Source organism: Streptomyces sp. NPDC001231, from assembly GCF_042896885.1.
Classification (GTDB): Bacteria; Actinomycetota; Actinomycetes; order Streptomycetales; family Streptomycetaceae; genus Streptomyces.
The window spans coordinates 47,119-59,176 of sequence record NZ_JBIAXS010000021.1; the positions used below are offsets into that span (position 1 = coordinate 47,119).

The 12,058-nt window shown below is 72.2% G+C and carries 9 protein-coding genes and 1 pseudogene; 4 read left to right on the top strand and 6 right to left on the bottom strand.

The window, feature by feature from the left end; genetic code table 11:
• The first annotated feature begins 359 nt into the window (after window positions 1-359).
• Window positions 360-2,669, top strand: coding sequence for a hypothetical protein (locus ACFY3J_RS24665; protein ID WP_390841759.1), 2,310 nt, complete (start codon window positions 360-362; stop codon window positions 2,667-2,669).
• Between the two features lie 108 nt (window positions 2,670-2,777).
• On the opposite strand, the gene ACFY3J_RS24670 is transcribed toward ACFY3J_RS24665, so the two are convergent.
• Complete coding sequence (locus ACFY3J_RS24670; protein WP_006135694.1) at window positions 2,778-3,134, bottom strand: iron-sulfur cluster assembly accessory protein; 357 nt, start codon at window positions 3,132-3,134, stop codon at window positions 2,778-2,780.
• Window positions 3,135-3,412: 278 nt separating this feature from the next.
• Between ACFY3J_RS24670 and nadA the strand changes: the two genes are divergently transcribed.
• Window positions 3,413-4,606: a quinolinate synthase NadA gene (gene nadA, locus ACFY3J_RS24675; protein WP_384180104.1), complete on the top strand. Its 1,194-nt coding sequence runs from the start codon at window positions 3,413-3,415 to the stop codon at window positions 4,604-4,606.
• 102 nt (window positions 4,607-4,708) lie between these two features.
• On the opposite strand, the pseudogene ACFY3J_RS24680 reads toward nadA, so the two are convergent.
• The 5 genes and pseudogenes from ACFY3J_RS24680 to ACFY3J_RS24700 all read right to left on the bottom strand — a co-directional run bounded on the left by ACFY3J_RS24680 (window position 4,709) and on the right by ACFY3J_RS24700 (window position 9,918).
• A pseudogene (locus ACFY3J_RS24680) lies at window positions 4,709-6,477 on the bottom strand (efflux RND transporter permease subunit).
• A 201-nt stretch (window positions 6,478-6,678) separates the two neighbouring features.
• Entirely contained in the window at window positions 6,679-7,362 is a 684-nt protein-coding gene (locus ACFY3J_RS24685) for a response regulator (protein ID WP_384180102.1), read from the bottom strand.
• Window positions 7,359-8,579 carry a sensor histidine kinase gene (locus tag ACFY3J_RS24690; protein ID WP_390841760.1) on the bottom strand — a complete coding sequence of 407 codons (1,221 nt, stop codon included), beginning with the start codon at window positions 8,577-8,579 and terminating at the stop codon, window positions 7,359-7,361. Before ACFY3J_RS24690 ends, ACFY3J_RS24685 begins: the two co-directional genes overlap by 4 nt.
• 206 nt (window positions 8,580-8,785) lie before the next feature.
• Window positions 8,786-9,064 carry a hypothetical protein gene (locus ACFY3J_RS24695; RefSeq protein WP_141361586.1) on the bottom strand — a complete coding sequence of 93 codons (279 nt, stop codon included), beginning with the start codon at window positions 9,062-9,064 and terminating at the stop codon, window positions 8,786-8,788.
• A 56-nt stretch (window positions 9,065-9,120) separates the two neighbouring features.
• Window positions 9,121-9,918, bottom strand: a complete 798-nt coding sequence (locus ACFY3J_RS24700) for a PspA/IM30 family protein (RefSeq protein ID WP_172632992.1) — start codon at window positions 9,916-9,918, stop codon at window positions 9,121-9,123.
• 283 nt (window positions 9,919-10,201) lie between these two features.
• Here ACFY3J_RS24700 and ACFY3J_RS24705 point away from each other — a divergent pair, with 283 nt between their 5' ends.
• Together ACFY3J_RS24705 and ACFY3J_RS24710 are read left to right on the top strand one after the other, a co-directional pair.
• Window positions 10,202-10,801, top strand: coding sequence for a DUF3043 domain-containing protein (locus ACFY3J_RS24705; protein ID WP_390841761.1), 600 nt, complete (start codon window positions 10,202-10,204; stop codon window positions 10,799-10,801).
• An 83-nt stretch (window positions 10,802-10,884) separates the two neighbouring features.
• A complete protein-coding gene (locus ACFY3J_RS24710) occupies window positions 10,885-11,595 on the top strand; it encodes a class I SAM-dependent methyltransferase (protein ID WP_384180095.1) in 711 nt (236 codons plus the stop codon).
• Window positions 11,596-12,058 lie beyond the last annotated feature (463 nt).

Genomic DNA, 12,058 nt, shown 5'->3' on the forward strand with positions numbered 1-12,058 from the left:
CCGCCGTCCAACCTCCGCGACCCCGCCGGGTCACCGTCCGACCTCCGGGACGACCGGGCCGCCGTCCAACCCCCCGGACCCCGCCGGGCCGCCGTTCCACCGTCCGGGACCCGGTCGGCGTACGGCCCGGGACCCGACCGGTGTACGGATCGGGACCCGACCGGTGTACGGATCGGGACCCGACCGGCGTGGAAACCGGAACCCGATCGGCGTACGGAAGGGAACCGCGCGCTCCCCCGTCGCGTCCCATCGCTGTCCCCCTCCCGGGGGATACGGGATACGACCCACCGGCCCGCCTCTTTGTCAGGGTCCGGTCAGGGTCATGGGAACGGCACTTGCGCAGCCGAAGGAGCGATGCGGTGAACACCGAGCGACCCGACCACGACGACGAGTCCACGGGCACCGCCGAGGAAGTCCTGGGCCGGGGGAAGACCCCGAAGCCGGAGGCTTCGGGGCCGGAAGCCCAGGCCCGGTCGGGGTCCGGGGCCCAGTCCGAGCCCAAGCCCGAGGTCCGGTCCGGGCCCGACGCCGAGTCCATGTCCAAGGCCGGGACCGGGTCCGAGGCCCGGCTCAGGTCCGAGCCCGAGGGCCACTCCGGACCCGGGGCCGGGGCCGGACGCGGGGCCGAGCCCGAGGGCTACTCCGGACCCGGGGCCGGGGCCGGACGCGGAGCCGAGCCCGCAGCCAGGTCCGGGTCCGGACCCAAAGCCCAGTCACAGCCCGAGGCGGAGGCCGGGGCCCGGTCCGAGGCCGAGGCCGGACGCGGGGCCGACGTCAGTTCCGGGGCCGAGGTCGGGGCGGGGCCCGGGGCCGGAGCCGGAGCCGAGGCTGAGGTCGGGACCGAGGCCGGGTCCGAGCCGGCGAGCGAGGCCGGGGGTACGGTCACGCAGGTGCCGAAGGGCACGAAGGAGGAGGGCCACGGCCCGGATGACGCGAGGGTCTCGGAGACCCCGCAGGTCCCGGCTGCCCCAGAGACCCCGCAGGTCCCGGTTGCCGTGGAAGCCCCGGATGGGTCGGAGGGGTCGGCCGGCTGGGACAAGGCGCCGCAAGTCCCGGAGTCCCACAAGCCCCCGCAGGTCCCTGAGGGGGCCGAGGTCCCGGAGATTCCGCAGATCCCCGAGGCCCCGAAGCCTGCGCGAGTCCCTGAGGTGCCGGATGTCACGGGAGCCGCGGACCATGGCGGCCGGCCCGGCGGGAGGCGGGCCCGGGGAGGGTCGCCGGTGGTGATCGCCTCCGTTGCCGCCGCCGTGTTGCTGGTGGGTGGCGGCGGGGTCGTGCTCGCCGCGGATCCCGGGGGGCGTACGGACCGGGCGGCGGTGCCCGGCGGGCACGGGACCCCGCGGCCGCTGGTCCTCGACGGGTACTCCGCCCCGGGCGCCGGAGCCGGTGACGGCGGTACGAACGGAATCGCGCCCGGTGAACCCAACCCCTACGGCACGACCTACCGGGTCACCGGGCCACTGCCCGAGGGGCCCGGCTCCGCGCCGGTGTACCGGGCGCGGGGCGAGGTCACCCGGGACGAGGTGGCCAAGCTCGCCGAGGCACTCGGCGTCGACGGGACACCCGTGGCCGACGCCCAGGCGTGGCGGGTCGGGTCCGGGAAGGACGGTTCCGGGCCGGTCCTGCGCGTCGAGCGGACCGCTCCGGGGTCCTGGACGTTCAGCCGGTACGCGCCGGGCACCGACGACTGCAAGGGCGCGCTGTGCGGGCACGACCCGGCGGCCCCGCCCGTCCACCCGGTGAGCGCGGCGGCGGCGCTGAAGGCGGCGGCCCCGGTGCTCAAGGCCCTGGGGCAGGACGACGCCAAGGTGGACGCGGCCCAGATCATGGGCGACCAGCGGGTCGTCAACGCCGATCCGCTGGTCGGCGGGCTGCCCACGTACGGCTGGACGACCGGCCTGAGCATCGGACGGCAGGGCGAGGTGATCGGCGGCAGCGGTCAGCTGAAGGCGCCGGTGAAGGGCGACACCTACCCCGTGCTGAGCGCGCGCAGGACGCTGGACCTGATGAACACCGCCCCGCGGGCCGACCACCGCATGGGCATCGGCGGCTGCGCCAGTCCCGTACCGCACAAGGACCGTCTGGAGGCGCCGTGCGGAACGTCGGGCTCCGCCACCGCCACGGAGGTCCCCGCCCCGGAGAACGCCGTCACGATCGGCAAGGCGGTCTTCGGTCTGGCCGCGCACTCCTCCGAGGGGCAGCGGATGCTCGTCCCGTCCTGGCTGTTCGAGGTGAAGACGCCGGCCGGGCAGGGCGCCCGCACCACGGTGACGTATCCGGCCGTCGCCCCCGAGTACCTGACCTCGTCGGCGCCGTCGTCCGGGCAGTCGCGTCCGGAGCCGAGGGGCTCGGGCGGCGCCCCGGTCGCGCGTGACGTGAAGGTGACCGGCTACAGCGCCGAGGGCGAGGAGCTGACCGTCCGCTTCGAGGGCGGGGTGTGCGCCGACTACCGGGCGTCGGCGCGGGAGAGCTCCGGGCGGGTGACGGTCACGGTGACCGAGACCGCGCAGCCGGACACGGTCTGCATCCTGATCGCCAAGGTGTACCACCGCACCGTGCACCTGGACCGGCCGCTCGGCGACCGGAAGGTCGTCGGCACGGACGGGCAGGAGATCCCCCTGGAGCGGCCGGGGGCTCGGCTGCCGGAGTCGCCCTCGCTCGCCCGCTGACGCCCGCGCGGACCTGCGGGCACGGGCAGAACACAGGAAGAACAGGAAGCACGAAGGCGGCGGACCCGTGGAAGGGGCCGCCGCCTTCTGTGTCCTACCGTGCCCGGATCAGCTGAAGGAGTCGCCGCAGGCGCAGGAACCGGTCGCGTTCGGGTTGTCGATCGTGAAGCCCTGCTTCTCGATCGTGTCCACGAAGTCGATGGTGGCGCCGCCCAGGTAGGGGGCGCTCATGCGGTCGGTGACGACCTTGACCCCGCCGAAGTCCTTCTCCACGTCGCCGTCGAGGGAACGCTCGTCGAAGAAGAGCTGGTAGCGCAGGCCGGAGCAGCCGCCGGGCTGGACAGCGACGCGCAGGGCGAGATCGTCACGGCCTTCCTGGTCGAGCAGGGCCTTGACCTTGGACGCGGCGGCGTCGGTCAGGATGATGCCGTCGGTGACGGTGGTGGTCTCGTCCGATACGGACATCTACATCTCTCCCGGGTTGTACGGAGACTGCTTGCCGACGAGTGCAACCGGCAAGGCCGCGGAATCATTCCGGGCCGGGCGCGTGCTTTTTCTCTTCTCCAGCCTCGTCCACTTCATGCTCGCACACGGGTGGGAAAGCGGACAGCGGCCTGTGGACGGGGGCCGGGGTGCGGGCGGCCCGGATGCCGGGATTCACGTCACATGGACACTATGGCGATCGTCAAAGTGACGTGAAGCAGCTATGATAGATAGTGTCAGTTCGACGAAAAGTAGAAAGGGTGCGTGTCGTGACCACCGCCCAGACCCAGGACCTCGACGTCCAGCCGACCCCGCTCGCCCTCCTGCTCCTCGGCCGCGAGGCCGACCCGAAGAGCGAGCGCGGCGTCGAGTGCCCCGGTGACCTGCCCGCCCCGTCCGACCCGGACCTGGTGGCGCGAGCCCGCGCGGCCAAGGAGAAGCTCGGCAGCAAGGTCTTCGTGCTCGGCCACCACTACCAGCGCGACGAGGTCATCCAGTTCGCCGACGTCACGGGCGACTCCTTCAAGCTGGCCCGGGAGGCGGCCGCGCGCCCGGAGGCCGAGTACATCGTGTTCTGCGGTGTGCACTTCATGGCCGAGTCCGCGGACATCCTGACCTCCGACGAGCAGAAGGTCGTCCTGCCGGACCTGGCGGCCGGCTGCTCCATGGCCGACATGGCCACGGCCGAGCAGGTCGCCGAGTGCTGGGACGTGCTCACCGAGGCCGGGATCGCCGACCAGGTCGTCCCGGTGTCGTACATGAACTCCTCCGCCGACATCAAGGCCTTCACGGGCAAGCACGGCGGCACCATCTGTACGTCGTCGAACGCCAAGCGGGCGCTGGAGTGGGCCTTCCAGCAGGGCGAGAAGATCCTGTTCCTGCCCGACCAGCACCTGGGCCGGAACACGGCCGTACGGGACATGGGCATGTCGCTGGACGACTGCGTCGTCTACAACCCGCACAAGCCGAACGGCGGACTGACCGCCGAGGAGCTGCGGGCGGCGAAGATGATCCTGTGGCGTGGCCACTGCTCGGTGCACGGCCGCTTCAGCCTGGACTCGGTGAACGACGTCCGGGAGCGGATCCCCGAGGTGAACGTGCTGGTGCACCCCGAGTGCCGGCACGAGGTCGTGGCCGCGGCGGACTACGTCGGGTCGACCGAGTACATCATCAACAAGCTCGACGCCGCGCCGGCCGGCTCCAAGTGGGCCATCGGCACGGAGCTGAACCTGGTGCGCCGGCTGGCGAACCGTTACGCCTCCGAGGACAAGGAGATCGTCTTCCTCGACAAGACGGTCTGCTTCTGCTCCACGATGAACCGCATCGACCTGCCCCACCTGGTCTGGGCCCTGGAGTCCCTGGCCGAGGGCAACCTGGTCAACCGCATCCAGGTGGACAAGGAGACGGAAGGCCACGCAAAGCTCGCCCTGGAGCGCATGCTGGCACTGCCGTAGCGGCTCCGGCCCGCACAGGGCGGTACGTAGGGGAACGGCCCGGTCCACGAGCGTGGACCGGGCCTTCCGCGTTTGCTCACACGGTGTGCTCACACGGTGTGCTCACACGCCGGCGGGTTCCAGTACCTTCTCCTCGCGTGCCGCCCGCTTCGCCTCGCGCTTCTTCGCACGGCGCTCCTTGCGGAGCTCCAGCATGGCGTAGAGCGTCGGGACCAGCAGCAGCGTCAGCAGGGTGGAGGTGATCAGGCCGCCGATCACGACCACGGCCAGCGGCTGGGCGATGAAACCACCCTCGCCGGTGACGCCCAGGGCCATCGGGAGCAGGGCGAAGATCGTGGCCAGGGCCGTCATGAGGATGGGGCGCAGCCGGTGACGGCCGCCTTCCACCACGGCCTCGACGATCCCGTACCCGCGTTCGCGGTACTGGTTGACGAGGTCGATCAGCACGATCGCGTTGGTCACCACGATGCCGATCAGCATCAGCATGCCGATCATCGCGGGGACGCCCATCGGCGTGCCCGTGGCGATCAGCAGCCCGAGCGCGCCGGTGGCCGCGAACGGGATGGAGACCAGCAGGATCAGCGGCTGGGCCAGCGAGCGGAAGGTCGCGACCAGCAGCATGAAGACGATCGCGATCGCCGCCAGCATGGCCAGGCCCAGGTTCTTGAAGGCGTCGTTCTGGTCGGAGGTGACGCCCCCGATCTCGGCCGTCGCGCCCGCGGGCAGCTTCAGCGAGCTGATCTTGGGACTGGAGGTCCGTGCTGACCGCGCCGGTGTTGTCACCGGTCGGCTTGGCCGTGATCGTGGCGGCGCGCTGACCGTCGATCCGGGTCATCGACACCGGCCCGTCGACCAGCTTGACGGTCGCGATGTCACCGAGCTTCACCGGGCCGAGCCGCAGGTTCTTCAGCTCGTCCAGGGTCGTCGCCGGCTTGGCCGACCGGATGACGACGTTGCGCTCGGTGTCGTCCAGCATCGCCTTGGCCGCGTTGGTGCCCTTGACCGCCTGGGCGACGGCCATGCCGAGGCTCTGGTCGGTGAAGCCGGCCGCCGCCGCCTTGGAGTTGGCCCGCACCGAGATGCGCGGCACGCTCTGCGACAGGTCGCTGGTGACGTCGGTGACGTCGTGCAGCCCGGCGACCGCCGTGCGGACCTGCTCGGAGGCCCGGCGCAGCGCGTCGGAGTCGCCCGCCTTGACGACCACCTTCAGGTCCTGGTCGCCGAAGCCGCTGCCGGCCGCGATCGTGGTGGTGCCGATGCCGGACAGCTTGTGCAGGCGGTCCTCGATGCGGGTGCGCACGTCGTCGGCGGACGCGGAGTCCTCGATCATCACCTGGTAGGAGGCCTGGTTGGTGTCCGTACCGCCGCCGAAGGCCGCCATGAAGCCGGAGGAGCCGATCGTCACCTGGTAGTCCTTGACCCCGTCCACCCGCGCGAGCTCACGCTCGACCTTCCGGGCCGCGGCGTCCGTCGTCGCCAGGCTGGTGCCCGGCTTCAACTACGTCGCCCGGGAGCTGGGCGCGGGCCCGGTTGACGGCCTGCTGGACGTCGGCGACGAGCTGCTTGGTGTTGTTGCCGTAGTCGAAGGACGCCATGATCACGGCGTTGCCCTCGCTGGCCGTGGAGGTGACGCCGGTGATGCCGTCGACGGCCTTGAGGCTGTTCTCGAGCGGCTCGACGACCTGCTTCTCCACGACGTCCGGGGACGCGCCCTGGTAGGGCGCCAGCACGGACACCACGGGAAGCTCGATGCTGGGCAGCAGCTGCTGCTTGAGCTGGGGTATCGCGATCGCCCCGAAGACGAGTGCGATGATCGACATCAGCCCGATCTGGGCCCGTTGCGCGAGGCTGAATCTGGACAGCCAGGACATGGGTCAGGGTCTCTATTCTGTGAGCGGCGGGCGGCACGGGCGCGCAGGGGGCGCCACCCCTACACCTTCGGGCATGCGCGGACGGCGATCCGTAGTCCCCTGGTCCATTTCCGCCCGCGGCTCCTACTCCCTGCGCAGTACGCGCGTGTGCACCGCGCTCCGCCCATGGATGTACCGGCCGGGTGCGGCCGTACGGGCCGCTCACTGCGGCCCGGGACGCACCAGTCCGGACTCGTAGGCGATGACGACGAGCTGTGCCCGGTCGCGGGCGCCCAGCTTGGCCATGGCCCGGTTGACATGGGTCTTCACGGTCAGCGGGCTGACCTCCAGGCGCTCGGCGATCTCGTCGTTGGAGTATCCGCCGGCGACCTGGACGAGCACCTCGCGCTCCCGCACGGTCAGCGCGTCCAGCCGGGTGGGCCGGGCCCGGTCGCGGCCGTCGTCCGCCGCGTCGCCCTGCGCGAGGAAGCGGGCGATCAGCCCCTTGGTGGCCACCGGGGACAGCAGCGCCTCGCCCTGCGCCGCGACCCGGATGGCGCTCAGCAGTTCCTCGGGTTCGCTGCCCTTGCCGAGGAAGCCGCTGGCGCCCGCGCGCAGCGACCGCACCACGTAGTCGTCCACCTCGAAGGTGGTGAGTATGACCACGTGCACCTGGGCGAGGGAGGGGTCGGCGCTGATCATGCGGGTGGCCGCGAGGCCGTCGGTGCCGGGCATGCGGATGTCCATCAGCACCACGTCGGCCCGCTGCTCCTTGGCGAGCCGTACCGCCTCCGCGCCGTCGGACGCCTCCCCCACCACCTCCATGTCGGGCTCGGAGTCGACGAGCACCCGGAAGGCACTGCGCAGCAGCGCCTGGTCGTCGGCGAGCAGGACACGGATCGTCATGCGGGGTCCCCCGGGGCACGCGTACGGGTCTCGACCGGCAGGATCGCATGGACGCGGAAGCCGCCGCCGTAGCGGGGGCCGGTGGTGAGGGCGCCGGCCAGGGCGGTGACCCGCTCGCGCATGCCCAGCAGCCCGTGTCCGCCGCCCGCCTGCGGTCCTACGGCCCCGCCGGCCCCGTCGTCCAGGACCGTGATCTCGATGTGCGGTCCGACGCGTACGACGCTGACCTCGGCCTTCGCCCGAGTGCCCGCGTGCTTCTGCACATTGGTGAGGGCCTCCTGGATGACCCGGAACGCGGCCAGGTCCACGGCGGCCGGCAGGGTGGTGCCGTGGTCGGCGCGGGCGACCTCGACGTGCAGTCCGGCGCTGCGGAAGGTGCCGGCGAGGTCGTCGAGGCGGTCCAGGCCGGGGGCCGGCTCCGTGGGGGCCTCCGGGTCTCCGGACTGCCGGAGCAGGCCCACGGTGGCCCTCAGTTCGTCGAGCGCGGAGCGGCTGGCCTCCCGGACGTGGCCGAGGGCCTCCTTGGCCTGGTCGGGCCGCTTGTCCATGACGTGGGCGGCCACCCCGGCCTGCACGTTGACCAGGGCGATGTGGTGGGCGACGACGTCGTGCAGGTCGCGGGCGATGCGCAGGCGCTCCTCGGCGACGCGGCGGCGGGCCTCCTCATCACGGGTGCGCTCGGCGCGCTCGGCGCGTTCCCTGATGGCGTGCACGAAGGCGCGGCGGCTGCGGACGGCGTCACCGCCGGCGGCGGCCATGCCGGTCCAGGCGAAGATCGCCAGGTTCTCCTGCGCGTACCAGGGCATCGGCCCGGCGAGCATGGCGGCGCCGGTCAGCACGGTCATGGCGGTCAGGCCCAGGCGCAGGGTGGTGAGGCGGTCGGTGGCGGCCGCGACGGTGAAGAGGGCGACCACGGCGGACATGGCGACGGGGGCGCGGGGGTCCCCGGTGACGAACTCGATGACGGACATGGTGCCGGTGACGGCGAGGACGGTGCGGGGGGCGCGGCGGCGGAAGACGAGGGCGGCGGCGCCGAGGACCATGAGGACCAGGCTGAGCAGCTCGGGCCGGCGTACCCCCCAGCTGACGACGTGGTCGCCGCGTGGGCCCACGAAGGAGCCGACCACCATGCACACGAGGACGCCGGCCGCGAGGGCCGCGTCCAGTGCGAGCGGGTGCGCCTTCAGCCGGCATCGGGCGCGGTCGAGGGTGGTCACGCCTGACTACGGTACGGGGTCGCGCGCCGTGGGGGGACGCCGGCGTCCGACGCCGGTGCGGGCCCTGGGACGGCTCCTGTCCGGGGGCTGCCAGCTCCCCGGACAGGCTGTCGTTCCTCACGGGGCCTCACGGGGACGGGGCCTCACAGAACCTCACGGGGCCGCACCGGGCCGCACTCGGACATCACTGGGGCCTCAACCGGGTCTCAACCGGGGATGAGTCCGTCGTCGCTCAGCAGGTCCCGGACCTCCTCCAGGGTGGCGTCCGCGGCGGGGAGGATCAGGTCGGACGGCTCCAGGGAGTCGTCCGGCACGGGCTCGCCCAGTTCGCGGACCCTGGACAGCAGGGCCGCGAGGGTGCGACGGAAGCCGGGACCGTCGCCCTTCTCCATCTCGGCCAGGAGTTCGTCGTCCAGCTTGTTCAGGTCGGCGAGGTGGCCGTCGGCCAGCCTCACCTGCCCCTCTCCCATGATCCGTACGATCATGTCGCCCTCCTCGGCGTGGCCCCGGCTGTCGGTGACATGGCGTGCCTCGACGCGGCTCACTGCTTGTCGAAGCGGGGGGTGTCCTGCGGCTGCTGCTGGGGCCGGCCCTCGCCCGTGCCGCCTTCGATCGCCTGCCGGTCCGCGGACGAACCGCCGGCCAGCTCCGCCTTCATGCGCTGAAGCTCCAGCTCTACATCCGTACCACCGGAGAGCCGGTCCAGCTCGGTCTGGATGTCGTCCTTGGCCAGCCCGGAGGGGTCGTCCAGGGCGCCGGAGGCCAGCAGCTCGTCGATCGCGCCGGCCCGGGCCTGGAGCTGCGCGGTCTTGTCCTCGGCCCGCTGGATGGCCAGGCCGACGTCGCCCATCTCCTCGGAGATGCCGGAGAACGCCTCGCCGATCCGGGTCTGCGCCTGGGCCGCCGTGTAGGTCGCCTTGATGGTCTCCTTCTTCGTACGGAAGGCGTCGACCTTGGCCTGCAGGCGCTGGGCCGCCAGGGTGAGCTTCTCCTCCTCGCCCTGGAGCGTCGCGTGCTGCGTCTGAAGGTCCGTCACCTGTTGCTGGAGCGCGGCACGGCGGGAGAGCGCCTCGCGGGCCAGGTCCTCGCGGCCCAGCGCGAGCGCCTTGCGGCCCTGGTCCTCCAGCTTTCCGGACTGCTGCTGGAGCTGGTTCAACTGGAGCTCCAGACGCTTGCGGCTGGTCGCCACGTCCGCGACACCGCGCCGCACCTTCTGCAGCAGCTCCAACTGCTTCTGGTACGAGTAATCGAGGGTCTCGCGCGGGTCCTCGGCCCGGTCAAGGGCCTTGTTCGCCTTCGCGCGGAAGATCATCCCCATACGCTTCATGACACCGCTCATGGGCTTCGCGCGCCCCCTTCTGACGGACTCCAGCTCACAGCTCTGCGACAGAACCCACAGTACGGGCCCTGCGACCATTACCGCACTGTTCGGGAGCGGATACGGTCATCCCCGAGGACGACTGTGTCCACTGCCGCTCCGGCGCAGGGAGGAGGTGCCCCCCTGACCACCGGGCGACGACGGTCACGACGCCCCCTCTGTCCCCCTACAGACGATCGGTGTTGCCGGATCGTTCCCCGCGGGACTGGGGTCCATGCGGGTCAAGCCCGTACCCTTGGGTTTTGTGTTCCGTAGCCGTGCCAAGGATGAGAAGACCCCGGTCGCCGACAAGGCACCGGTGAGCGTCTCCAAGCAGACCCGCGACCCGCAGGCCCCCAAGGGCCGCCCCACGCCCAAGCGGAGTGAGGCGCGCTCCCAGCGCCGCAGCGTCGCCAACACGTCGATGACGCGCAAGGATGCCGCGAAGCGGCAGCGCGAGGAGCGCCGAGTCCAGTTGGAGCGGCAGCGCCAGGCGCTGGCGAGCGGCGACGAGCGCTATCTGCCGGCCCGCGACAAGGGCCCGGTCCGCCGGTTCGCGCGGGACTTCGTCGACTCGCGGTTCAACATCGCGGAGTTCTTCCTGCCGATGGCCGTGGTCATCCTGGTGCTGAGCATGATCCGGGTGCCGGCGCTGCAGAACGTCGCGCTGCTGCTGTGGCTCGTGGTGATCGTCCTGATCGTGCTGGACTCGGCGGCCAGCGGCTTCCGGCTGAAGAAGCGCCTGAACGAGCGCTTCCCGGACCAGAGCAAGCGGGGCGCGGTCGCCTACGCCCTGATGCGCTCCCTCCAGATGCGCCGGCTCCGGCTGCCCAAGCCGCAGGTCAAGCGCGGGGAGCGGCCCTGAGCGCGACCGCTTTCTCCGAGGGTGCCGCGGACGCCTGGCTGAACAAACTGGGTGGGCTGCGTGACGTCGTACGACAGGAACTGGTGGCCCGGCAGCTCGACGAGCAGATAGCCGGGCGATTCCCGGTCGGGCAGCGGCTTCGGGTGCTCGACGTGGGGATGGGCCAGGGCACGCAGGCGCTGCGGCTGGCCCGGGCCGGGCACCAGGTCACCGGGCTCGAACGGGACCAGACGATGATCTCCGTGGCCCGTGCCGCGCTGGCCGCCGAGCCGGAGGGCATCCGGGCCCGGATGCGGATCGTCGAGGGCGACGGCCAGGACACCGGCGTGCACTTCCTGCCGGGCAGCTTCGACGTGGTGCTGTGCCACGGGGTGCTGATGTACGTCGAGGAGCCGGACCCGCTGCTCGCGGGGCTGGCGCGGATGCTCGCGCCGGGCGGTCTGCTGTCGCTGCTGGTGCGCAACGGCGACGCGCTGGCGCTGCGCCCGGGACTGTCCGGCGAGTGGCCGACGACGTTGGCCGCGTTCGACACGACGGCGTACCGCAACCGGCTGGGGCTGGACGTGCGGGCGGACCGGCTCGCACACCTGACGGCGACGCTCGCGGGGATCGGGGCGCCGCTGCGGACCTGGTACGGAGTGCGCGTCTTCACGGACACGGCGGCCGACGACGCGGAGCCACCGGCCGACACCGAGACGCTGGAAACGCTCCTGGCAGCCGAGGAACGAGCCGGCCGGACGGACCCCTACCGCGCGGTGGCGGCCCTCCTGCACCTGTGCGGCGTACGTGGCTGACCCACCACGGACGACCGCCCGCCCGCGCGGGACGCGCCGCGGAGAACCCACGGCACCTGTCCTGTACGGGGCACGCCGCTGACCACCGGCCGCACGAGTGCGGGGTACGCCGCCGACGACCGCTCCTGCGCGGCGAGCGGCGCCGACGCCTGACCGCACCCGTACGAGGCGCACCGCTGAGAACCCGCTGCACCCGTACGGAGCGCGCCGTCACCGCCAGCCGCACGAGGTGCAGGGGCTGTGCGCTGACGACCAGCCGCGCCTGTGCGGGGGGCGCCGCTGGAGACCGGCCACACCCGTGCGGAGCGCACCGCTGAAGACAGGCCGCATCTGAACCGGGTGCGCCCTGACCACCAGCCGCCGTGCCGGGTACGCCGTTGTCGACCACCGCACCCGTGTGGGGGCGCGCCACTGACAACCGGCTGCACCGGTGCAAGGTGCGCCGCCGACGACCAGCCGCGCC